The 24,782-nt window shown below is 35.7% G+C and carries 22 protein-coding genes and 1 pseudogene; 5 read left to right on the top strand and 18 right to left on the bottom strand.

All coding sequences use genetic code 11. The annotated features are described in order from the left end of the window. Positions 1–98 precede the first annotated feature (98 nt). Both IGJ23_RS01205 and IGJ23_RS01200 read right to left on the bottom strand, forming a co-directional pair. Positions 99–1,004, bottom strand: coding sequence for a magnesium transporter CorA family protein (locus IGJ23_RS01205; protein WP_010736889.1), 906 nt, complete (start codon positions 1,002–1,004; stop codon positions 99–101). A gap of 224 nt (positions 1,005–1,228) precedes the next feature. After that, on the bottom strand, positions 1,229–1,888 hold the full coding sequence (locus tag IGJ23_RS01200; RefSeq protein WP_025480266.1) for a deoxynucleoside kinase: 660 nt from the start codon (positions 1,886–1,888) through the stop codon (positions 1,229–1,231). A gap of 314 nt (positions 1,889–2,202) precedes the next feature. On the opposite strand from IGJ23_RS01200, the gene mvk reads away from it, so the two are divergent. The 4 genes from mvk to fni are packed head-to-tail and all read left to right on the top strand — an operon-like array spanning position 2,203 to position 6,261. Then, on the top strand, positions 2,203–3,150 hold the full coding sequence (gene mvk / locus IGJ23_RS01195) for a mevalonate kinase (protein WP_010720287.1): 948 nt from the start codon (positions 2,203–2,205) through the stop codon (positions 3,148–3,150). Continuing rightward, positions 3,143–4,120 (top strand): diphosphomevalonate decarboxylase, encoded by a 978-nt coding sequence (mvaD, locus tag IGJ23_RS01190; RefSeq protein WP_207431839.1) that lies wholly within the window; start codon positions 3,143–3,145, stop codon positions 4,118–4,120. Before mvk ends, mvaD begins: the two co-directional genes overlap by 8 nt. 12 nt (positions 4,121–4,132) lie before the next feature. Further along, the gene (locus tag IGJ23_RS01185) at positions 4,133–5,218 is read left to right on the top strand and encodes a phosphomevalonate kinase (RefSeq protein WP_010720289.1); all 1,086 of its coding nucleotides are present in this window, start codon (positions 4,133–4,135) and stop codon (positions 5,216–5,218) included. Then, complete coding sequence (gene fni / locus IGJ23_RS01180; RefSeq protein ID WP_207431838.1) at positions 5,215–6,261, top strand: type 2 isopentenyl-diphosphate Delta-isomerase; 1,047 nt, start codon at positions 5,215–5,217, stop codon at positions 6,259–6,261. The genes IGJ23_RS01185 and fni overlap by 4 nt, the downstream gene beginning before the upstream one ends. Positions 6,262–6,498: 237 nt before the next feature. Here fni and IGJ23_RS01175 read toward each other — a convergent pair whose 3' ends face one another. From IGJ23_RS01175 to tgt, 4 genes are all read right to left on the bottom strand, one after another. Beyond that, on the bottom strand, positions 6,499–7,593 hold the full coding sequence (locus tag IGJ23_RS01175; protein WP_438774530.1) for a hypothetical protein: 1,095 nt from the start codon (positions 7,591–7,593) through the stop codon (positions 6,499–6,501). Between the two features lie 521 nt (positions 7,594–8,114). Beyond that, positions 8,115–10,712, bottom strand: coding sequence for a bifunctional acetaldehyde-CoA/alcohol dehydrogenase (gene adhE, locus IGJ23_RS01170; RefSeq protein ID WP_207431836.1), 2,598 nt, complete (start codon positions 10,710–10,712; stop codon positions 8,115–8,117). A 272-nt stretch (positions 10,713–10,984) separates the two neighbouring features. Then, complete coding sequence (yajC, locus tag IGJ23_RS01165) at positions 10,985–11,374, bottom strand: preprotein translocase subunit YajC (RefSeq protein ID WP_010720295.1); 390 nt, start codon at positions 11,372–11,374, stop codon at positions 10,985–10,987. A gap of 92 nt (positions 11,375–11,466) precedes the next feature. Beyond that, positions 11,467–12,612, bottom strand: a complete 1,146-nt coding sequence (gene tgt / locus IGJ23_RS01160; RefSeq protein ID WP_010720296.1) for a tRNA guanosine(34) transglycosylase Tgt — start codon at positions 12,610–12,612, stop codon at positions 11,467–11,469. A 208-nt stretch (positions 12,613–12,820) separates the two neighbouring features. Here tgt and IGJ23_RS01155 point away from each other — a divergent pair. Continuing rightward, positions 12,821–13,538, top strand: a pseudogene (locus IGJ23_RS01155) (DUF975 family protein). 101 nt (positions 13,539–13,639) lie between these two features. Here IGJ23_RS01155 and IGJ23_RS01150 read toward each other — a convergent pair. The 12 genes from IGJ23_RS01150 to IGJ23_RS01095 form a co-directional block, all read right to left on the bottom strand. After that, positions 13,640–13,849 carry a PepSY domain-containing protein gene (locus tag IGJ23_RS01150; protein ID WP_368014327.1) on the bottom strand — a complete coding sequence of 70 codons (210 nt, stop codon included), beginning with the start codon at positions 13,847–13,849 and terminating at the stop codon, positions 13,640–13,642. Beyond that, positions 13,815–14,267, bottom strand: a complete 453-nt coding sequence (locus IGJ23_RS01145) for a hypothetical protein (protein ID WP_207431834.1) — start codon at positions 14,265–14,267, stop codon at positions 13,815–13,817. Before IGJ23_RS01145 ends, IGJ23_RS01150 begins: the two co-directional genes overlap by 35 nt. Before the next feature lie 291 nt (positions 14,268–14,558). Continuing rightward, positions 14,559–14,975 carry an Ohr family peroxiredoxin gene (locus IGJ23_RS01140; RefSeq protein WP_010736880.1) on the bottom strand — a complete coding sequence of 139 codons (417 nt, stop codon included), beginning with the start codon at positions 14,973–14,975 and terminating at the stop codon, positions 14,559–14,561. Between the two features lie 249 nt (positions 14,976–15,224). After that, on the bottom strand, positions 15,225–16,646 hold the full coding sequence (locus tag IGJ23_RS01135) for a flippase (protein ID WP_010720300.1): 1,422 nt from the start codon (positions 16,644–16,646) through the stop codon (positions 15,225–15,227). Between the two features lie 5 nt (positions 16,647–16,651). Further along, complete coding sequence (locus IGJ23_RS01130) at positions 16,652–17,818, bottom strand: nucleotide sugar dehydrogenase (RefSeq protein WP_207431832.1); 1,167 nt, start codon at positions 17,816–17,818, stop codon at positions 16,652–16,654. A 3-nt stretch (positions 17,819–17,821) separates the two neighbouring features. Next, positions 17,822–18,673 (bottom strand): NAD-dependent epimerase/dehydratase family protein, encoded by an 852-nt coding sequence (locus IGJ23_RS01125; protein ID WP_010736877.1) that lies wholly within the window; start codon positions 18,671–18,673, stop codon positions 17,822–17,824. Further along, on the bottom strand, positions 18,673–19,818 hold the full coding sequence (locus IGJ23_RS01120) for a glycosyltransferase family 4 protein (protein ID WP_161652308.1): 1,146 nt from the start codon (positions 19,816–19,818) through the stop codon (positions 18,673–18,675). The genes IGJ23_RS01125 and IGJ23_RS01120 overlap by 1 nt, the downstream gene beginning before the upstream one ends. 16 nt (positions 19,819–19,834) lie before the next feature. Beyond that, on the bottom strand, positions 19,835–20,911 hold the full coding sequence (locus IGJ23_RS01115; RefSeq protein WP_010720304.1) for an EpsG family protein: 1,077 nt from the start codon (positions 20,909–20,911) through the stop codon (positions 19,835–19,837). Beyond that, entirely contained in the window at positions 20,908–21,948 is a 1,041-nt protein-coding gene (locus IGJ23_RS01110) for a glycosyltransferase family 2 protein (protein ID WP_010720305.1), read from the bottom strand. Before IGJ23_RS01110 ends, IGJ23_RS01115 begins: the two co-directional genes overlap by 4 nt. A gap of 5 nt (positions 21,949–21,953) precedes the next feature. After that, on the bottom strand, positions 21,954–22,940 hold the full coding sequence (locus tag IGJ23_RS01105; RefSeq protein ID WP_010720306.1) for a hypothetical protein: 987 nt from the start codon (positions 22,938–22,940) through the stop codon (positions 21,954–21,956). A 13-nt stretch (positions 22,941–22,953) separates the two neighbouring features. After that, complete coding sequence (locus IGJ23_RS01100) at positions 22,954–24,078, bottom strand: glycosyltransferase (RefSeq protein ID WP_010720307.1); 1,125 nt, start codon at positions 24,076–24,078, stop codon at positions 22,954–22,956. Between the two features lie 7 nt (positions 24,079–24,085). After that, positions 24,086–24,778: a sugar transferase gene (locus IGJ23_RS01095; protein WP_096709714.1), complete on the bottom strand. Its 693-nt coding sequence runs from the start codon at positions 24,776–24,778 to the stop codon at positions 24,086–24,088. Between the last annotated feature and the right edge of the window lie 4 nt (positions 24,779–24,782).

Genomic DNA, 24,782 nt, shown 5'->3' with positions numbered 1-24,782 from the left:
ACTTTAGTTGTATACTTGTCTAAATAAAAAAACTTTTAGCTATCGAAACACACCCTTCATCAGACACTCAACTTTTTTGGTGACAGTCTTCCTAGAAACTACCGAATCCTACGCCACAATGCGATCAGCATCCAAACTGACAATATCAGACTGATGAATAAGGCAATCCCCCAACCAAAGACAGAATGTGTAAAAGGCAATTGTAGATTCATACCGAAAAAGCCTGTCACAATGGTAGGAACAGTCAGAATCAACGACCAGACTGTCAAAAATTTCATCGTGTCATTTAAGTTGTTGTTCAACAAATTATTATACGTTCCCGAAAGTTGATCAAGGATCTGGGAGGCCAAATTGGTCATTTCCACTGCCTGCTTTGCTTCGATCAATGCATCATCCAATTGTTCCTTCTCTTTTTCAGTGAGCTTTCGATAAATCGCTAATGCTTTGATTTGTTCTAATAATACGACATTTTGTTTTGTACCAGTCACTAGATAAACTAAACCAACTTCGAGGTCAGATAAAGCTAGTAAATTGCGGTTCGTAGTTTTTTCTCGCAACTTTTGGTTTAAGCGTTGTCGTTCACTATTCACTTCTTCAATCAACGGGAAGAAGGAATCTGAAATTAGAAAGAGCGTACGAAAAAGTAAACTATATACATTTATCTCGGAATCTCGATCTAAGATTGAACGAATCAGGCGAATCACATATTCTGTATTTTGAGTCGTAAATGTAAATAGACCATTTTCTTTTAGAATAAATGCTACTGGACTTGTTTCATAGTGGTTTTCGATTTTTTGTTGATGAGGAACATTGGTGACTAAAAGTAAAATATCATCAAGAGTATCATATTCCACACGAGCACGTTCATTTTTGTCTAAAGAATAGGTAAGCATCTCATCACTAATGCCATACTCTTCCTTAAGATTTTTGATTCCCATTACATCATCTCTAGGCACATTCAGCCAAAAATTTTGATCAAAATTAAAAAAATGTTTTTCTCTCATACCTTCCCCTTCTTCCTGCTTCGATAGATTCATTAGGTATCTCACGACGATTCTTCTAAGTATTCTTGGCGAATTTACAAATCGTTAGCACTTCTGACCGCTGTCTCGCTTTTAAAAATAAATAAGCCGATGAAAAGCGAAAATAGCTCTCCTATTTTCAATTTCTTCGGCTTAGCTATCGAAGTTAGATCCTGTCTTCTTTATACTATCATTTTTTATTGGACTCAAGAAACAAAGACTTCTTGACGAATTTCTGCTAACTTTGCTTCAATCATGTTCAGCACTTCTACTTTTGCTTGGGGATCTTCCACAAAATTGAATCGATCGCCATCAATTTGGATTTTGGGACTTTCATTGTACTCGTCATACCATTGATCATAGCGACGATTCAATTCTTTGTAATAATCATATAAGCTTGGATCGAAGGAAAGTTGTTCATATGATCGTCCTCTTTTTTCGATCCGTTCAAGCATCGTATCAAATGAAACACGAATATGGACCAATAAATCCGGATGTTTTTTATGTGCGGCATACGGCAACTCTTCCATCATATTTGCTAATAGCTCGTCATATACTCGAACTTCTGTTTCAGTTGCCCGACCCAAATCAGCATTCAAATGAAAAAGCAAAGAATCTTCATAGATCGAACGATCTAAAACATTGTTGTCTTCTTTCATTGCCTGCTTGATACTTTCAAAACGTTTATTCAAAAAATAGATTTGTAACAAAAACGCATACTGCTCAGGATTGGCATAAAATAAAGGCAATACCTCATTATCCTCGATTGACTCATAAAAAGCTCGACTTCCAAAGTGTTCAGCCATCATTTCTGTTAAACTTGATTTTCCAGCGCCAATGGTACCTGCTAAAACAATCACACTCATTAACCTCCAACTCACTTTATCACTAAATGTTGTGTCTTTTTCCAATTCTTTTTAAATATACCCCCAATATCTGGTGGTGTCAATTAGGAATAACAGGATATTTCCATTCATAAAATTCAATAAAATCTTAAGAAAAAAGAGGTTTTTCAACAGAAAACGTATTCTTTATTTTACTTCTGTGAAGGTTTTAGTAAAATAAAGATGAATTGTTTTTTGAACTTCTATGTTATACAATCTGTTCGTTAGCGCAAAGGATCCAAGGCGCTTTATTTTTTGCTCAAAAAAGTTATGGGAATAAAAGAAGGAGTTAGATTATGGCAAATTATGGCCAAGGGGAATCAAATGGTAAAATTATTCTGATGGGCGAACATGCAGTTGTCTACGGCGAACCGGCAATCGCTTTTCCTTTTCAGGCAGCAAAAGTAGTTGCTTCCTTGAATGAACACATCACTTCGTCAGGAGATCAGCTTGTTTCTTCCTACTATACAGGAATATTGCGTGATGCCCCACATTCGTTAAAAAACATCAAGCAGTTAGTATTCAACTTAAAAAAGGAACTGCAAATTGAGCAATCATTAGAGTTAACTATTCACAGCACTATCCCTGCCGAACGTGGAATGGGCTCAAGCGCTGCAGTAGCTACGGCAGTTACTCGTGCCTTTTACGATTATCTCGAACAACCACTTTCTCGCGAACAGCTCTTGACAAATGTCCAAATTTCAGAAAAAATTGCCCATGGTAATCCTAGTGGTATCGATGCTGCGGCAACAAGCAGTTTAGAACCAATCTACTTTGTGAAAGGACACCCGTTTGATTATTTCTCTTTAAATATCGACGCTTTTTTGATTGTCGCTGATACCGGAATCAAAGGTCAGACGCGAGCAGTGGTCAAAGACGTTGCTCATTTATTTGAAAAAGATCAGCAGAAAGTTGGACAAAAAATCCAACAACTAGGATACTTAACAAGGCAAGCCAAAAAAGCCATTGTTAAAAATAACCCCGAGCATTTAGCCCAAGCGATGAATGAAGCCCAACTAATTTTAAAAAATTTAACGATCAGCAACGATTTTCTTGATGTATTGATCGAAACCGCTAGAGATTCAGGCGCTTTGGGAGCAAAACTAACTGGTGGTGGTCGAGGTGGCTGCATGATTGCGCTAGCTCAAACAAAAACAAAAGCCCAAGAAATCAGCGAAGCCCTCTTACAAGCGGGAGCAGCTGCAACTTGGATTCAAGGATTAGGAGTACATACCTATGTTTAAAGGCAAAGCACGAGCATATACGAATATCGCCCTTATCAAGTACTGGGGTAAAAAAAATGAATCGTTGATTCTCCCGATGAATAACAGCTTATCACTCACATTAGATGCATTTTATACGGAAACTGAAGTCAGCTTTTCAGAAGCTTACACAGAAGACCAATTTTATTTAGATAATCAATTGCAAGATGAAAAAGCAACCAAAAAAATCAGTACTTTTTTGGATATTGTGAGAGAAAAAGCGGGTACCACGAAAAAAGCAAAAGTGATCAGCCAGAATTTCGTTCCGACTGCTGCGGGTTTAGCTTCTTCTGCCAGCGGCTTAGCGGCTTTAGCCGGAGCATGCAACGAGGCATTGGAATTAGGGTTAGATGACCAAGCTTTATCAAGACTGGCTCGTAGAGGATCAGGTTCCGCTTGTCGGAGTATTTTTGGTGGATTTGTTGAATGGGAAAAAGGACACGATGATCAAAGTTCGTATGCTCATCCAATTTCCTCAGACGGTTTTGAAGATCACTTAGCGATGGTCTTTCTATTGTTGAATGAGCAAAAAAAAGATGTCTCAAGTCGTGATGGTATGCGCCGAACGGTTGAAACTTCAAGTTTTTATCAAGGATGGTTAGATTCTGTCGAAGCCGATCTTTATCAATTAAAACAAGCAATCAAAACTAAGAACTTTCAACTTCTAGGTGAAACTATGGAACAAAATGGGTTAAAAATGCATGGAACGACATTAGCTGCACGTCCGCCATTTACCTACTGGTCTCCTGATAGTTTAAAAGCCATGCAAGCGGTGCGGGATTTAAGAAACCAAGGGATTCCTTGTTACTTTACTATGGATGCTGGGCCAAATGTGAAAGTGCTAGTTCAAAAAGACCATCTAGATAAGGTCAAAACAGCATTTAGTGACTTATTTAGTAGCCAACAAGTCATTTCGGCTTTTGCAGGTCCAGGAATGACGATTATTGAATAAAGGGAGATTTTTATGATTGAAGTATCTGCACCAGGAAAACTTTATATTGCTGGAGAATACGCAGTTGTTGAAACCGGACATCCGGCTATCATCGTAGCCATTGATCAGTTTGTTACTGTAACCGTTGAAACCGCACGAAAAGTCGGCAGCATCCAATCTGAGCAATATAGTGGCATGCCGATTCGTTGGACTCGGCGTGATGGTGAACTTGTCTTGGATATTCGTGAAAATCCATTTCATTATATCCTTGCTGCCATTCGTTTGACTGAAAAATACGCACGAGAAAAAAATATTTTACTTTCTTTTTATGACCTAAAAGTGACAAGTGAATTGGATAGTTCTAACGGACGCAAATACGGTCTAGGCTCAAGTGGCGCCGTAACTGTCGCAACAGTCAAGGCATTGAATATGTTTTATGCGTTAAATCTTACACAGATTGAAATTTTCAAAATTGCTGCACTAGCAAATTTAACGGTTCAAGATAATGGCTCTTGTGGAGATATTGCAGCTAGTTGTTATGGTGGTTGGATTGCTTTTTCAACCTTTGATCACCAGTGGCTCCAAGAACAAGAAAAACAACATACAATCGTTGAACTCATCGAAATGGATTGGCCTGGTTTATCCATTGAGTCTCTTCCGACACCGAAAGATCTGCGTTTACTGATTGGTTGGACTGGCAGTCCTGCATCAACTTCTGATTTAGTCGATCAAGTCCATCGCTCACGTAAGGAAAAAATGGTAGCCTATCAAAAATTTTTACAAGACAGTACATTATGCGTTCATGAAATGATTAAAGGATTCAAAGAGAATAACATTGATTTGATCCAAGCCATGATCAGGAAAAACCGACAACTACTCCATGAGCTATCGTCAATTACGGGCGTATTGATCGAAACCCCTGCTTTAAATAAATTATGTAGCTTAGCAGAAGAATACGAGGGTGCAGCAAAATCATCTGGAGCAGGTGGTGGCGATTGTGGTATCGTAATCGTGGATCAAAAATCCGGTATCTTGCCTTTGATGAGCGCTTGGGAATTAGCAGAAATTACACCCTTGCCATTACACGTCTATAGTAACCAACGAAAGGAAAAAGGATGAATCGAAAAGATGAACATGTCTCATTAGCTAAAGCTTTTCATAGTAAACAAAAAAATGAATTTGATACGGTTCGAATCGTTCATAACCCCTTACCTGAAGTTTCCATGTCAGAGATTGATCTACATACGACTGTTGCTGGCTTAACTTTAGACTATCCTTTATATATCAATGCTATGACTGGTGGAAGTGAAAAAACTAAAAAAATCAACCATGATCTAGCGATGATCGCAAAAGAAACAAATTTAATGATTGCCACGGGTTCAGTCAGTGCAGCTTTAAAAGATTCTGCTTTAAGCGATTCTTACACGATCATGCGTGACGTTTATCCAGAAGGAAAGATCCTTGCCAACGTAGGAGCCGGCACCTCTTTAGCACGAGCAAAAGAGGCGATTGAACTACTTCAAGCCGATGCTTTACAACTCCATCTCAATGCACCACAAGAATTGGTGATGCCTGAAGGGGATCGTGATTTTTCCAATTGGAAAGAATTGATCAAAGAAATCAGCGAAGGCATTTCGGTTCCTTTGATCGTGAAAGAAGTCGGTTTTGGTATGACCAGAGAAACGATTGATGAACTAGCCGAGTTGGGGGTTCAGACAATCGATATCAGTGGCCGAAGCGGAACCAGCTTCACTCAAATCGAAAATGCTCGTCGCAAAAAAAGAGAGTTAGATTATTTAGTCGATTGGGGACAATCAACGGTTACTTCTCTGCTAGAGGCAAACGAAGCCCAACATCAAGTAGAGATTCTTGCTTCTGGTGGTATTCGCAATGCCTTCGACCTCTTCAAAGCACTTTGTCTTGGTGCCAATGCAGTAGGCGTTTCTGGAACGATCTTAACGCATCTCATGACACACGGCGTGGCAGAAACGATCCAACTAGTCCAACAATGGCAAGCAGAACTTCAACGGCTATTGACCATGGTAGGAGCTAAAACTATCCAAGAACTTCATCACCAACCCTTGATCTTATCTGGAACTACTAAAGATTGGTGCGAAGCCCGAGGAATCCCTCTGACCAAATATGGCACACGAAAGAAATAAACAAATCGATTCAACTCAAAAAGGTTGTCCAATCATCGAAAAGATGAATGACGACCTTTTTTGTCTACAAAAATACAAAGTTTTCTTAGAATGAGATTTTCTTATGGCGTTGACTCTATTTTATCCTTCACCAATCGCCTCATACGTTTGTTCTAGTTTTCATGCGATAAATAATAGGATACCAACTCTTTTGCATCTGATAAACAAAAATAAAACCTATGTATCTTTGACAAACGGCTATAATTCCATTCCTGGCATCATTGGCGGAGCGCTAGGTTTTATTATACCCATCCCCTTCCCTATCTCAGGATTACTCGTTTCACATACTTTCCCTAGTTCTTTGCTTATTAGATCAGTCAATTGTTTTTTCCCCTGCTGTTTTTCCTGAACTGCTGTTTCACGCTTAAAGTTATCTGGATTGGTTAGTAGGTAACTATAAATATCTCTCCAACTCATCTGAAGATCTCGTTCTATTTTTTTTCGTTTTTTATCCACTTTACCACCACTAAATAGATTGAGCGTTTTTCCGCCAGGGTTAATCCTGAATCGTATAATTTTTTCTAGCTGCATAGATCTTTTAAGATATAAACGTATTATGACATAATAGTCTATTTTATTTTGATTAAAACAAGGATTCTTTACATTCCCTAATTTTTTTAACGTTTGATCTAGCTCCTTAAGATTGTGGAGATTATTTTTTAATTGTTGCTTTCGTTGTTTTTCAGTCAATTCTTTAGTAACCAGTTTTAGTTCTTTTGTTGTTACTTTTTCTTTTGCTGCTATATTTTTTTCGGTTGCTGCTTCCTCTTCTGTTACTACATTATTTTTTGTTGCTGCTTCCTCTTTTAGTTTGTCATCCTCCGGTGTATTTTTTTCATCTGCGACAACTTTAGTGTTCACCACGTACTTTAATAAAGAATGATCGATCCATTTTTCACCTCTCCTACCAGTTAAATACTGCATTTCCTTCGTCAGTTTTTTTATCTCAGACTTGCAATTTTTGATTTCTTTTGCTATTTCGTTAAGCTCTTTTTTTTTGCTCTTGATCGTTTCACCATGTACTCGCTTGGTGCTTTTATATAATGCATTTTTTTTTGCTTTCACTGCGTTTTGAAGTTCCTGCTCACAATCTTCCTTTTTTTTAATTTGAGAATGCTTTTTCTTATACCAATCCTCTCTTTTCTTAGCCCGTTCTTCAATTTCTCTCTTTAGTTCATTTTTCAACTCTATGTATAGCTCAGTGCATTTGTGTACGTTTTCAAGTGGTTCTAAGTTTTCCCGCAATTTGACTTCTAATGAATCAACGGTTGACATCAATTGTTCTTTTCCCATATTTTCTTGATTTTTTGTTTTCTCAAATAATGGTTTTGTCATCCTAACAACTTCCTTCCTTTTTTCATTTTTACTTATCTAAAGTAACATGGTTCATTGGTCTTGATAAAACTACTTTTTCTAAAAAAGCGAATTAATCGTTTTTTTCTAACAAAAGAAATTCCTACGCTAGTTCTAACGATATTGATCCCCTTTCCGACAAAAAAAGGGACTGGGACAAAAGTTGTCTCAGTCTCTTCTAGTATCTCTAAAAACGAATAAACGGTGTTCAAAGAGCTGACCTTCGGCGATAAGTCAAAAAATCTCAAAACATGGGAAGCTGTTTCGCGATTTCCATCCTTAACGCTCAGGTCAAAACACTCTTTTCACGACCTCTTGTTCACGGTGAGACAAAAGTAGCATCTTCGGAAATAAGCCGAAATTTACCAAAAATTTGAGAAGCAATTTTCGGAAATTCCTTCTTATTTCTTGATGCTGAACACTTTTGTCTCAACCTCTTGATTAACTATAATTGTATTGAATTAACCATTATAAGCATCAAGAATGATTTGTTTTAGCTCACTGATCAATGGCTCTTTTGGATTTGCTGTTGTACATTGATCTTCATAAGCAAGTTCTGCCATACGGTCAACCGTTGAATCTAAGGTTTCTTGTGTCACACCTTGCGCCTTCAAGCTCATATTGATTCCAACTGATTGTCCTAATTCATAAACTGCTGTTGCTAAAGCTTCAACTAATTCCGCTGTTGTTTGTCCTTTTAACCCTAAGAACTTAGCAATATCTGCATAGTCTGTATCTGCACGGAAGTAATCATATTTAGGGAACATTGCATGTTTTTGTGGATCTTTTGCATTATAGCGGATGATATGTGGTAATAAAATGGCATTTGTACGACCATGTGGGATACCATATTCTCCACCAATTTTATGCGCAACTGAGTGACAAATTCCTAAGAAGGCGTTCGCAAATGCCATCCCTGCCATTGTAGAAGCGTTGTGCATTTTTTCTCGTGATTCCATATCAGGAGTTTTCACTGATTTTTCTAGGTAATCGAAGACTAATTTGATTGCTTGTAAGCTCAATCCTCTTGTATAATCAGAAGCCATAACAGAAACATAAGACTCAATCGCATGAGTTAATACGTCCATCCCTGTATCTGCCGTGACAGAAGCTGGTACTGACATGACAAATTGTGGGTCGACGATTGCTACATCTGGTGTTAATGCATAATCTGCCAATGGATATTTCACATGTGTATCACTATCTGTGATAACGGCAAAAGGTGTTACTTCAGAACCCGTTCCTGAAGTTGTCGGAATACACACAAATTGTGTTTTTTCTGGTTTATCGATCTTATATGTCCGTTTACGGATATCTAAGAATTTTTGTTTTGCTCCAAAGAATGAAGTATCTGGGTGTTCATAGAACATCCACATTCCTTTAGCAGCATCCATTGCAGAACCGCCACCTAATGCAATCACTGTGTCTGGTTTGAAATCAGCCATCAATTTCGTTCCTGCATAGACTGTGTTTGTTGAAGGATTTGGCTCAACTTCTGAGAAGACTTCGATTTTCACATCATTTTTACGTCTTGATAGTACTTCACGAACCGTATCACAGTAACCAAACTGCACCATACCAGGATCACAAACGATCATGACACGCTCTACGTTTTCCATTTTTTCTAAATAAAGCAAAGAGTTCTTTTCAAAGAAGATTTTTGGTGGTAATTTGAACCATTGCATATTATTTCTCCGTTTCGCTACAGTTTTGACATTGATCAAGTTGATGGCACTTACATTTCTAGAAACAGAATTTTTACCATATGAACCACAACCTAAAGTTAGTGAAGGGATCATTTCGTTGTAGATATTTCCGATTCCACCTTCTGCTGAAGGAGTATTTACTAAGATACGGCAAGCTTTCATCCGTAGACCAAACTTCACATGTAGCTCTTCATCCTCTGAGTGAATCACTGCAGTATGGCCTAACCCGCCTAAGTTCAACATTCCTTCGCATAATTCAAAGGCATGTTCTGTATTGTTTGCTTTAACCATTGCAAGTACTGGAGAAAGTTTTTCACGTGAAAGAGGGTAATCCGCTCCGACACCTTCTAATTCAGCTACTAACATTTTTGTCCCTTCTGGAACTTTGATGCCAGCTAGTTTTGCAATGTCCATTGCAGAATGTCCAACGATTGCTGGATTTACTGCGTATTTACCTTCATTCATCACTGCATCTTCTAATTTTGAAAGTTCAGCAGGTTTCACAAAATAGACTTGATGTGCTTGGAATTCTGCTTTAACTGCAGCATAGACTTCTTTGTCAACGATTACTGCTTGCTCAGAAGCACAAATCATTCCGTTATCGAACGTTTTAGAAACGATCAAGTCATTCACTGCTCGTTTGATTTTTGCTGTTTTTTCAATATATGCTGGTACATTACCTGGTCCAACACCTAAAGCTGGCTTTCCTGTTGAATAAGCAGATTTCACCATTCCTGCCCCACCAGTAGCTAAAACAATTGCGATCCCTGGATGATTCATCAACATTGAAGTCGCTTCAATCGATGGATGTTCAATCCATTGAATACAATTTTCAGGTGCGCCAGCTGCGATCGCTGCATCACGAACGACACGTGCTGCTTCAGCAGAAGATTTTTGAGCACTTGGATGGAATGCAAAAACGATTGGGTTTCTTGTTTTCAACGCGATCATTGATTTAAAAATTGTCGTTGATGTTGGGTTAGTTGTTGGAGTTACCCCACAAACCACACCAACTGGTTCAGCAATTTCAATCAAGCCTTTTTGAACATCTTCATTGATGACACCAACTGTTTTATCGTGCTTGATGTTATTCCAAATATATTCAGAAGCATACATATTTTTGATCGCTTTATCTTCATAGATCCCACGACCAGTTTCTTCAACTGCCATTTTAGCTAACGGCATATGTTGATCTAATGCTGCCATTGCCATTTCATGCACAATATGATCTACTTTTTCTTGATCAAAGTTTTCCATCTCTTTTAATGCGACATTTGCTTTCGTTGCTAATTCATCAATCATTCCTTGAACATCAATAGTTTTTGGTTGTTCTTTCTCCATTACTTTAGCCATTGTCTTCCTCCTAATGGGTCATGGTTGTTTGTTAATTAATTCACATTCTCATCATACAACAAACCTTTTCAGATGTAAACCTTTATTGTGATTTTTTTCACAGTTTTTTAAATTTCGATTAAATCCTTTATTTATCAGTGTTTTTATTTATTATCCTAATTATCCAAAGTATTTTATCAAAAAAACAGTTTATTCAAAACTTAACAAAGTCAGAGTTTTAGGATAAAAAAAGAGCCCGAGACACCGTCTCAGACTCAACTACTAAGCTTTACCTATTTGTTTTCTTTACTATCTTCAGGTGTTTCAACAGTTTCAGTAGCTTCTTCTTTCACTTCTACTGTTTCAGCAACTTTTGGTTCTGTTTTTTCTACCGTATTTACTGTCGAATCATTGGTTACGACAGTTCCAGGTTTAACCGTTTTGATGGCTGCTCGATCGTATTCTAGAAAAATCCCTTCACAATCTATAACAACTGTGCGTTTTTCATTGTCGATCTCTGAAACAACACCATGTAATCCGCCGATTGTAACTACTTCATCGCCTGATTTCATACTGTCTAGTAAATTTTGTCGTTCTTGTTGTTGTTTCTTTTGTGAACGTGACATAAAATACCACATTGCTAAAAGAGCAACGAACATGACTAACATTGGTAATGATCCCATTTTTTTCACCTCACTAACATGTATCTACACACTCAACTTTAGCAGAAAAAGGCGTGAGACACTAGTTTTTTACATAAATTTAGTGAAAAAGATTAGAAACTTTTGGCATTCTCTTTATTAAACCCATATTCCTCAAAAAAGGCTGCTCGAAATTCTAATAAATTGTCATCCATGATCGCTTGACGCACTTGTTTCATCAAGTTTAATAAGAAGTACAAGTTATGGTAAGACGTTAACCGTATCCCAAATGTTTCATCACATTTGATCAAATGACGAATATACGCACGTGTATAATTTTTACATGTGTAGCAGTCACATTTCTCATCGATTGGGCGGAAGTCATGTGCGTATTGTGCATTTTTCACGACTAAGCGTCCTTGTGAAGTCATACAAGTACCATTTCTTGCGATACGTGTAGGCAAGACACAGTCAAACATATCGACTCCTCTAATCACGCCGTCAATCAATGAATCTGCTGCACCAACACCCATTAAATAACGTGGTTTATCCTCAGGGATCAATGGTGTTGTAAACTCTAACACACGGTTCATTTCTGATTTAGGTTCGCCAACAGACAAACCACCGATTGAATAGCCAGGGAAATCCATTGAGATCAAATCTTTTGCACTTTGGCGACGTAAATCTTCAAACCCAGCTCCTTGAATGATACCAAATAATCCTTGACGATCAGGATTCAGATGGGCTTTTAAGCCTCGCTCAGCCCAACGTGAGGTCCTTTCCACTGATTTTTTGACATAATCATAGCTTTCATCAAAAGGAGGACATTCATCGAAGCTCATCATGATGTCTGATCCTAATTTATTTTGGATATTAATTGCTTTTTCTGGTGATAAAAACATCCGAGAACCATTTAAATGATTTTTAAAATGGACACCCTCTTCTTCGATGTTACGCATATCGCTTAGCGAGAACACTTGAAAACCACCTGAATCTGTCAAAATCGGTTGATCCCAATTCATGAACTTGTGTAAGCCGCCTGCTTCTTCTACCAAGTCTTCTCCAGGTCTTAACCATAAATGGTACGTATTACTTAAAATGACTCCCGCACCCATTGCTTTTAATTCTTCAGGTGACATGGTTTTGACAGTTGCTAGTGTTCCCACAGGCATAAACATTGGTGTGGGAAATGTCCCATGAGGAGTGATCAATTCACCAAGACGGGCACCGGTATGTTTTTCTTTTTTGATTAAACGATAACGAATGGCAGGTTGTGTCATTCAATTCCCTACTTTCTCTATAATAATCGCATTGACAACTCCCATCATCATAATCGTTCTAACTCTTTTTTGCAAGGGTTCATTGGGTAACAGGTGTTTATTTAACCTTCATTTTTTAAAGAAATTATAATAACAGATAAAAGATAAAGAAAGCCAAATTGTTTCTTCTTTGTTATACTTATGGCATAAATAAAAAGGAGTGAAACTCATGCTATCTTCAAAAGAACTGAAACAACAAGCAAAAGACAGTTTAAAAGGACGCTGGGGACAAGCTGTATTATTGAATTTAGTCCCAACGTTAATCACAATTGCACTCATTATGATCATAGCTATTCCGACCGCTTTATTATTTGCTCATTCTTATAATGATCCTGCAGCTGTCCAAGATATGGCAAACAATACCAACGGAGGTGCTGCTTCTAGCGGTGGTGGTATTGTGTCTGGTATTATCAGCGCACTATTTATGAGTGGGATCTCATGGACCTATCTAGATATCCTGCGTGGAACCAAATCGACCATCGAACCATTTAAAGATGCCTTTCGTGGTTTTACAGGATTATTTCTTGGTGGTGTGATTTTACTAGCTATTTTGATTTCGATCTTTACTACTTTATGGGCGTTATTATTCATGGGCGTTATTATTCGTTATTCCTGGTATCATCAAAAGTTATTCTTATTCCCAAAGTTACTTCATTTACTATGATGTTATCACTGAAACAGGGGAAAAACCAGGAGTGCTCAATACGATCACTGCTAGTCGTAAATTAATGGATGGCTACAAAGGTAAATTGTTCTGGCTTGATCTATCCTTTATTGGCTGGCATATCTTAGCCATGCTAACTGCTGGAATTGGTTATTTATGGTTAAATCCTTATATTACAGCAACTAAAGCAGCTTTTTATGAACAATTGCCAAAAAACGTATAAAAATCAATGTCCAATGAAACGACCCTCAAAAGTTAGACCAAAAATCTAACTTTTGAGGGTCGTTTCACATGCTTCAGCCGCAGTCGCTTTTTTCATTTCGCTCACTTCTGCTCAGCTTTTAGAACTTCGCCAGTATACGCATCAACTTTGACTGTCACTTTTTTTATTTTTTCTTTAATAGTAATTGTCCAATACGATTTCCCTGATTGTCTTTCAAGGAACCACTTTACCGCTTTTCCTGTCCCATTCGTTTTTTCAGCTACATTTTCAGCTACTTTAGTAACTTCCGATAAACTTTTTAAGTTTTTGATATTGAACAGATCTGCGGATTGCTCGGTAGTGGCTTGTTCGTGTTTGTTTCGTCTGCGATATACTTTTTTTTTTGATGTTCGCTGTTTTAGTTGAAATTCTTACGCTGCATTCTTTAGTTGCATCTCTACCAGTAATTTCGTAATAGTAAGGACCAACAGTCTGACTAACTTTCACAGAAGTAATCGCTTGATTAGGATAACAAGTCTGATAAGTTTCAAGTGCTTCTTTTAATGATACATTGAATTTTTCCGGCTCCTCAATTTCATCCGCAGATGTGGACGAACTAGAAACATTGGCAACCTTGATTTCTTTCGTTTCATTCCCATAATTTTCATAAGGATAATTAAAAACAAACATCACCAACATCCCCAAACTAAAACTAGTTAATACCGTTAAACACCATACAAACAACTTCATCTTTTCCGCTCCTTCACAATCAATTGTTAGATTCTTGAAATGAACGATTAATCGTTCTTTTTTTAGGAGTTTGAGGCTGGATGAATTGAATCCTCCAGCCTCATTGAGAGAATATAAGAGATAAAGCAAATAATATATCCCTATGTCTTTATTCTACTTAAATCTTTCATCTTATTTTTTTTATTTTTTTACCATCTAGTCATGAACAAATAAAAAAAAAACATATTAGAAAAGCTCCCCCATGGCTTTTCTAATATGTTTCATCATTACTTTTGATGGAAAGGAACGATTTTAGAAGTCAGTGTCACTGATTTCTAAATTTACTGTTACATTTCCACGCAAAGCTTTTGAGTAAGGGCAAACTTGATCTGCTTCTTCAACAAAACGTATTGCTTCATCTTTCGGCATATCTTTGATAAAGACTGTCAAAAGAACTTCTATTGTAAAATCTGCCTCTCCATGATTCAGCAAGGCAACGTTTGCTTTTACTGAACTAGGTTGATTGATGTTTTTTCTAGATAAAACTAATTCTAAGGCACCGTTAAAACAGGCACTATAAGCTGCTGCAAAGAGCTCTTCGGGATTTGTTGCATCCGTGTTTTGGGTTCCAGGTGCTGCGACATCATACAAAAATTTTTTCTCTTGTGAATAAATTTTACCACTACGACCACCTGTATTAATAGTAGCTACCTCATAAATTTTGCTCATAAATTTCGCCCTCCAAAGTTGATTGTAAATATAGTAGTTGGCATCTAGGTAATTGGGTATCACATAAAAGGTTAGTGTATAGGAATGATTGGGTTGTTTACAAGAATAGTAAATTTTACCTGAAACCAAACTGCGTCTATTTACTTCTTTACTCTAAAGGATTATTCAACGTCATTTTTTCTTAAAAAAAATACGAATCTACTCTTTATTGAAATTATTAAAAATTTTGAGCAAGGAAACTACTCGTGTTCAATTTTCTTTTTTCCATTTCCCTAAACCACTCAAAATAGGGTTATAGCCAAACAAAGACGTTAGTAAAAAATAGATAGGGACGGCTATAGAAACTTGGATTAGATTAGTCAAAAAGGTAGGTGACATGCCATTTGTAATTATTCTTGTAACGAACCACATAATAATGGATGAACAAAAAATAACCAGTAAGTTTTTTTTCTTAAAGCTAAAATTTGTTTGATTCAAGAATGATTTTGTACGTACCACTGTTACAAAAATTTCTGCTAAAAGGTTTGAAAAAACCACTCCAAAAAAACCGATCCACGGTAACAAGATTAAATTAGATAAAATATTGATAACCGCACCAATTAATACAGATTTATTGTAGATTTTTACTTTGCCAATCGGTATCAAATATTGTCTAGAAATGGACATACCTAAGGGCATCACAACGATCAAAATAGAAAAAAGTGGAATAACTTTATTGATGAATAAGAATTCTTTCCCAAAAAACCAGGGAACTAATTTATCGTAAACCGTAAGCATCCCGAACATCGCTGGAACACTAAAATATAATTGTAAATGAATCGTCTTATCAATGATGTCCACCATCTTATTAATGTTTCCTTTGGCATATAACCCACTCATGTGCGGTAATAGCACCATATCAAGCGTTGTAATAACCGTGATAAATACCGTATTGATTGTTAATGAATTAGTGTAATAACCAACAGCTGTACTACCAATAAAAACACCCAATAAAGTCTTGTTTAGATTCGTATAAAGTAAAATAGCAACCTGTGGGATAAAAAATTCAAAAGATGATCGGATATGTCTAAAGCTATCTAAGAATGCTACCTTTTTAAAATTTATATGTTTATGAATAAATAGCCATGTCAATAGTTGAGATAATAAGGTTCCTACTGACTGTAGTAAAACATATAAAATCGTATCAGAAGAATCTTTAATCAAAAAGATAATTAAAATGAAAGTAACAAATTGAATTCCCAGATTGATCATGCTCGTTTTTCTGAAATCCTCGATTCCCATAAAAAACCACGAAATGTCAAACATAACAGCTATAATAGTGAGACTTTGTATATAGAAATAGATCTTATTACCTAAAAAAGTAGTAAATAACAAAAAAACTAAAAGTGTAATACATGTTAAAACTGCTTTTAATAAACAGATTTCCCAAAACGTTTTTGAAATATTTTCTTTACGATTATAAACTAATGCGATTTCTCGATTCCCATACATCGAGATCCCTAAACTAGCGACTAACACAAAATATTGAGTAATCGAATTGGTGTAATTAAAAATCCCTAATCCTCCAGGACCTAATGCTTTTGAAACAATTGGGACTGTAATGATTGGCATGATAATCTTTGTCAGTTGAAATAATGACTGATACCCAAAATTTTTAAGCACATGTTTCAATTCTATTAGTCCCTTCCAAATATATCTCGCGTATAGACTTTCATTTCTACATCTTTGAGTAACGGATCAAATCGATTGGCTAATATCACATCTGAATGCTTCTTGAACTCATCAATGTCCTTTATTACTTTAAATGTCGAAAAATGCTCCTTCTTCACTGTCGGTTCATAAATGACTACGTTAATGCCTTGATCTTTCAAAAGACGCATGATACTTAAAATAGATGAATATCTGAAATTATCAGAGCCCGCCTTCATTGTTAAACGATAAATCCCTACTATATCTGGATTTTTTTCCATGATACGATCTGCAATAAATGTTTTTCTTGTATCATTTGACTGAACGATGGCTTGGATCAGATCATTTGGCACGTGCTGGTAATTCGCTAGTAATTGTTTCGTATCCTTCGGTAAACAATATCCGCCATAACCAAAAGAAGGATTATTATAATAGTCCCCTATTCTTGGGTCCATTGAAACCCCCGAGATAATTTGAGCTGTATCTAATCCATTCATTTCAGCATAAGTATCAAGTTCATTGAAATAAGCAATCCTTAATGCTAAATAGGTATTAGAAAACAGTTTGATCGCTTCTGCTTCTGTTGAATCAGTTAAAATAACAGGAACATCTTTTATTCGAGTATTTTTTTTAAACATCGAAGCAATTTTTTGTCCTCTTTTCGTGTTTTCGCCTACAACGATACGAGAAGGATAGAGATTATCATACAATGCTTTTCCTTCCCGCAAAAATTCTGGTGAAAAAATAAAATCCTCTGATTGATATTTCTTTTTTAAATACTTAATATAACCTAAAGGAATCGTTGACTTAATGATAAATACAGCATCCGTACGTACTGCCTTTACCTTTTCGATTACTTCTTCTATGGAGGAAGTATCGAATAGGTTTTTTTCTTCATCATAATCGGTTGGAGTAGCAATCAAAATAAATTTTCCCCATGATGCTGCACTTTTGAAGTCTTGTGTAAAAGTTATTCCCAATTCTCTATTATTCAAAAATTCTTGGATCTCTTTATCTTCGATTGGGGAACAACCTTTTATTAGTTTCTCGATTTTTTTCTGATCGATATCATAAGCAACCACATCATTATTTTGGGCAAGCAACAATGCATTTGCTAGCCCTACATAGCCCATACCGAAAACAGATAGTCTCATTTCTTACACCTTACTTATTTTTTTATTTTTTGCTTGTTTTAAAATTTTTTGTATTTTTTTATTATCCCCCCATACAGCCTTAGAATCATATTTTCTATCGGGATAGGCACCATAATCCAAATGAATATTCAAGTGATTATCTGCAATGAATTGTTCGACACGTTCTTTTAATTTAACAGGATAACCTGAGCAAATATTAATGATTCCTGAGATTTCGTCTTGTTCAACAGCTGCTGCTACTTGAAAACAAAAATCATCATAGTCTAAAAAATCGTATTGGTTTTCCCCCATTGTAAAAGGAAAGTTTACCTCTTCTTCCTTGGCTTTCTCAATGATTTTTGAAAAAACCGAACTACCACCCGGTTGATTCGATACAATGTAATAAGCACGCAACCATTGAAATTTTTTATTGGTTTCTTTAGCCATAAACGAACTGAAATTTCTCAATGAATCTTTTGCAATGCCATAGTAACTCATTGGGTGTGTACTAGTGAATTCGTTAATGCAGCCTTCATAAAATCCAACTTCATGCATCGATCCCATCACTACGATTTTATCGATTCCTGATAAGAAAAATTTTTTTAAAAATAGTGCATGATCGGATAAGTTTCTAATATGACTTTCTGCATTATGGATAAATCCATCTTGCCATGCAAGATGGACTAATACGTTCGGTTCACCAAAATAATGATACGGATCAGAAATATCAAAAAGATTTTCTTGATAGATAGTGGCTTCTTTATTTATTCGATTCGTTCTGACATCTGTCGCAATAACTTCATTTCCATCATTGATCAGTTGGTCTACAATTCCAGTTCCTAAATAACCGTTTGCTCCAGTTACTAATATTTTCATCAATTCTCACTCCCAAAATTTACTATTTTTTCTATTATTTTTTCCCATGAGAAGAGGTCGAGTAACACCTGATCCCCAACAGGGATACGTTTTTTTCCCAAAAATTGAAGCATTTCGTTGATTGAGATCGGTGAATCATCATCCTTTACTTGATAAATATTTTGTTTTACTGCACTAAAAAATGGTGTTTCGCCTGATGTAATCACTGGAATTCCTTGATAAAGTGCTTCGGATACTTTGATAGCTGTCTCAATATTGGCACCTCGTAGATGTAACTTTAATGTACCGATAGCCATTGAAGCTTCACCATAAAGCTGTTCTAATTCTTGACGATCTTTATACCCATGAAATATAACGTATCCTTGTAATCGGTAAGATGCTACCAGTTGTTTTAACTCTTCAATTGCTGGTCCCCCACCAACAATGTCAAAGAAGACCTCTGGTGCTATCTCATCTTTTGTCCGATAATAATATTCAAGTCCTTCAATTAAACGATCCAGCCCATGATAAGGATAAAAATTTCCAACAGCAACTACCCGATGTGTAGGCTGTTCTTCATTTTTCTGATATAAATTGACTGGCAAATTATCCGGATCTACACCATTGTAAAAAGAAACCATCTTCGCCTTTTTTTTATTACTTGTCTTCGCCTCAATTACTGCAATCTTATTGCATTTTTTTTCATACAATCGATCACCTAAGTAATTCCATACTAGACTCAATCCACCCTTTAACTTATTGGGTGCTACATTCAATTGTTCTTTATAATAAGGATAAGTAGGAATTTCCATAATCGTTTGAATTGTTTTTTGCTGAGAGATACTTAACAGTTCACTCATTATTTTTGTATAATATTGATCCCGAAAATAGAAATGAGTCCATTCTCTCGACAACAATAATTTTTTTGTTGCTATTTGGATATCTTTTATTTTTTGACGGTGATTCGTTGCATCACTCTTTGTTAATAGACTGTCGTGAATCATCTGCTTGTCATAAAACTCACGTACTCTTATTTCTTGTTTTTTAAAATAAAGTAACCAACATTGCTTTTTATGATTGCTCATATACTTTGCTTGGGAACAGTTCTTTTTAAAAATACCTTTATTTTCTTCTGCAGAAATCCCACTCAAAAATAAGATGCTCATTGTATTTTGTCCTTTCTTATAGCCATTCATTCTGATAAAATAGCGGATTAAAAATCCTTTCAGGTATAGAGATCGAAAAATAAGAAACATAAAACCAAGCCAGAAGGTGAATAACTAACATCCCCCACAAAACGAGTTGATAATAGGTGACTTTTTTGTATTTATAACTAGCATTGATCACAGAAATATAAATCAAAGGCAATATACCTCTGGCTAAACGGTAAAATTCCACAGAATACCAAAGCAAAGGAATAAACATCAATAAAATCACCGAAGCATAAAACACATATTGTGAGAATAGTTTATTTTTTTGACTGATTGTACTTTTAGGAAATCCTAAATGTGCCCAGTATGCTAACCCCACATTCAGCAAGAAAAGAAAAATAACTTGTATCGAACCATTTGTTATTTTTTCAGTATATTGTTGGATTCTTCCGGAATTTGTTGAGAACTCTTCGATTAAATAATTCAAATAGGGAGGAGTTCCACTATAGATTACATAGATCAACTCCAGAAAAATTGCACCACCAACCATTAGTTGAATAAAAAACTTTTTGTTTTTTGAAGATAAAAATAAAAACGGTAGATAAAATAAACTGATCGTATGAAATAAGCTAGCGCTAATTATGCCAAAAAAATATTTTATTTTTTTATTTTCTACTAAATATGGAAATGAATAAATCACAAGAGATATCGCCACTAAATTCCTTAGTTGAATAGCATCAATAAAAAATAAAAATAACGTATAAATAATTATAAATAGATGAGTATTTACGCAATATTTTTTAACTGTCGCACCGATTAATAGGGTTGCAAATAAAAAGACCAACCCACGCATACCAAAGAGTCCTAAATTTAATTGTCGGCAAAACTGTGCAAAATAGTAAAAGCCGAATTCTGTCGCTTTATATTTGATACGTGCATCATCAAAATAAGTTGCTTTATAGTAGACCATGTCTGTATTTTCAGTACCACCTGCAAAAATCAATCCGAGGATCAAAACACTTAATAAGAGTAAATATTTATTGCGTTTATTTCTGAAAACTTCAATAAAATTAAGTATCAGTACAGCAAAATAAGCAACGATGATCATCCAGCAGACACCCTATTCAACATTTTTTTTATAAAACTGGTTCCATAAATCAACTGATTCAAGGTTCGATATCTCCGTTTTTCCATTAAACGACTCACCAGACATAAATAGTTTCTATAATACCGTGATGATTCTATGATTAAAGGTTTCTGTATTTTCTCTTTGGACAATAGTTGTTGGATATCTTGTAGCATCTTTTTTTGATTCGCTGTATTCATGCCGAATTGGGTATAGATATTCAACCCATGTCGTAAAAAATAAGTATAGCGATATTTTTGATAGTAGGGATAAACGCGTTCATTCCATTCAATTTCTCCAATTGTTTCTATAAATATTTGAAAATCTTTCACAGCTGAGGGATTATTTTTTAAAGAAGTACTCGTCAATTCACGTTGACTATATTGATAAACTACTTCGGGGACCAGCTGAATCGTTTGACATTTAGAAACATAGTTAAAATTGAATAAAGTATCTTCTTGCCCATAACGAAATCTTTCATCGAATTTCAAATCATACTCATCTATTATTTTTTTTCGGTACAAACAATTCCATAAATGGAGAAACGTCATTCGATGATCTAAATTAAACAAAGCATAAGCAATCTCTTTTTGATCCTTTAATTGCTTTTCTTCATAGGAGTAATCTATTTCAGACAAAAGCAGTTGTTTCTTATCAATCAACTGCATCGATTTGCCGCCTACGATCATATCTGCATCTCCGATTTTGTTAGACAAATAGACATAGATATTGGGATCAATTGCATCGTCTTGATCGATAAAACTAACAAATTCGCCTGTCGCATAAGCTAACCCTGTATTACGGGCTGCACAGATCCCCGCGTTTGTTTGATGAATCAATAATATACGTTCATCTTGTTGTGCAAATTTTTGGCAAATTTGATAACTATCATCTTGTGAACCATCATCAATCAAAATCAACTCGATGTTTTTGTAGGGCTGATTCAATAACGCTTGGAGTGTATTTTCTAAATACAAGCTTCCGTTATAGATTGGAACAATCACGCTAATTCTCTTCAATTTCCTTACTCCTTTCCACTGAAGATCCGATCGAGCCAAGTGGATAATTGATAGTTTTTGTAAAGTTGATCATTTAGTAAATGGTAGTCTGTCTCAATAAAACGTTGTGGAATAACTGGCTTTTTTCGGTCAACTACGCAAATATTATCAGGATGGTAAAAATCATAATTTTTCACTTCTGGATTTGTTGTAATCAGTTTTCTTCTCATTCCATGTGTCTCAATCGTACGCATCGTGAGACCTGATTGATTTGCTAGCTCTAGATCCAAAATAATTTTGCTCTCTTTAACCACTTCATTAACGATTGTTTGCGGAAGTGGTTGATAGATGAATTCTTCTTTTTTGGCTGTTGCGAGTGTCTTAGTTCCATATTTGTAATAATAAAAATGCCAGATAGAAGGAAGATATAGTTTGAAATAGTAGCTATATTGTTTTTTCTCACAAAGTTCTTTTACTTGATTGATAAATGAGTAACGCATGCTATGACCGAATCCCACAAAAGAAAAAAGATAGGTTGGCTCTTTTTTGTTTTTCTCATCGGAATTTATGTAGAATAATGGCAAAAAATTTAATTCTGCGTATTTCTTGCAGTCTTTCGCATCAAAACTATATAAATAATTAAAATAATCAAAGTATCTAGTCACTTGTGAAAATGTAGCAATTGAATCCCATAAATAGGCTAATTTAGGGATCGGTCCAACAATATCGGTCACCTCTTTGATGAACTTTTCAGGAAACAGTACTGGATTGATAACGAAAAAGTAATCATAATTTTCTTGTCCTATCGCTAATAAAATTTGCTTCAGATAACTCTCTCTTAAGGTATTGAACTTTGTAGAAAGTTTCATTTTGAGGTGTGAGTCCGAAGGGATCGCATTATAATACGTCACTTTTGCGCCTTTTCTTTCTAATTCTTCGATGATCAGCTGTGGATAATCGTAAAATTTCCATGCAATAAACAATATTTTTTTATCCTTTAAGCGTTTGTCCATACTATGCCTTCTCTCAATTTTCTCCGTTGTACTGTTTTGTAATCTCTCGAATCATTTGATTTAATGAATAATTTTTTTGATAGATCGCTATTATTTGTTGTTTGTCACAGCTATGCTCTGCATTTAGGATTGCTCGTGCAAATGAGTGAGGACTATCTGTATTTAATAAGCAACCACCTGTTTGTTCAATAATTTCTTCTACTCCTGTCACCTTTTTGCCAATAATCGGAACACCAGCGCGAATCGCTTCGATCAAAGAATAAGGCAACCCTTCATATCTCGAAGTGATCAAATAATGATCATACCCTGCAACGATTCGTTCACTATCCGTTCTTTCTCCTAATAAATGGACATTTCCCGTCAAATCGTGCTTGATTAAAAATGCTTTGACTTCTTTGAATAGTGGTCCATCCCCTGCCCAGACAAAATGATAATTAGGGTCTTGTTGAATGACTTCTTTTGCTACTTCCATAAATAAAAAAGGGTCTTTTTGAAAAGAAAGACGTGCGTTGTTACCAATAACAATATTCGATTCCTTCAACCCTAGAGATTCTTTGATCGTTTTTTTAGAAGGAAAGTCGATTGCAGGCAATCCATTGCGGATGACTATAAATTTGGATGGGTTATCAAGGTGTAATTTTATACCTGCCATTCGTTCTTCTTCAGATACATTAAACGTCTTCTTCGTTGCATACCTACTTAGCATCTTCTCTATCCAAATAAATAGTGTCTTCTTAGATTGCTTAAATTCCGAAGATAAGAAAGAATACGCATGTGGTGTATAAAAAACTTGCTCAATACGATTTCTTTTAGCAGCTATTCGCCCTAGCGCACCGGCTTTCGAACTATGACAATGCACAATATCCGGTTGAATTTCTTTCATTTGTTGTTTCAAGAAGCGGTAAGTAACATAATCATTTTTCACATCGACATTTCTAGTAAAGGTAGGACAGGGAATAAAGGTAGCTCGATCTTTTAACTGCATATATTGATCAGAAAAACAGTGATCCATTTTTTTTGTTCCATGAATAAAGTAAAGATCAAATTCTTCTTGGTCTAATTGTTCAATCAATTGAACGATATGTTTTCTTAAGCCGCCTTCCATTGATTCACTCAAGAGCAAAACTTTTTTTTTCATTTCCCTATCAACACGCTCCTTCAGGACGCAAAATAACAAAAAATGTACGATAGATGATTTTGAAATCAATATAAATACTTCGCTTTTCGATATATTCTAAATCTAGCATCACCATTTCAGAAAAACCGATATTGCTACGCCCGTTAATTTGCCATAAACCGGTACAACCTGGTTTGACCAATAGTCTTTGCTCATCATATTTCGTATATTGCGAAACCTCTCTTTGTAAAGATGGACGAGGACCAACTAAACTCATTTCACCTTTCAAAACATTCCATAGTTGTGGTAATTCATCTAAGCTTGTTTTACGAATGAATCGTCCAAATTTTGTTACACGTGGGTCATCTTTCATCTTGAACATCGCCCCTTCTACTTCATTCTTGCTCAGTAGCGTTGGGAGCTTTTTTTCTGCATCGACACACATCGAACGAAATTTATACATTTTGAATAACTGCTTATTTTTGCCTACTCGGTATTGGGAAAAAATGATTGGTTTTCCCGGCTCTTCCAGATATATCCTAAGAGCAATCCAAAGTAAGAGAGGTGATAAAACCACAAGGCCAATAAAGCTAAAAATAATATCAATGATTCTTTTAGAAAGTTCATATAATTTTTTGCGTTTCAGCTTCACACGATAAAATTGGACTCTCGAGCCAAAGCCCTCTTGAAATTTTTTCGTAACCTCGATATTTTCACTCATCCCA

The sequence above is a fragment of the Enterococcus sp. DIV1682a genome (assembly GCF_051711005.1).
GTDB lineage: Bacteria > Bacillota > Bacilli > Lactobacillales > Enterococcaceae > Enterococcus_B > Enterococcus_B hirae.
The sequence above is the reverse complement of the archived record's forward strand: the minus strand, read 5'-3'. Positions and strand labels throughout refer to the sequence as shown.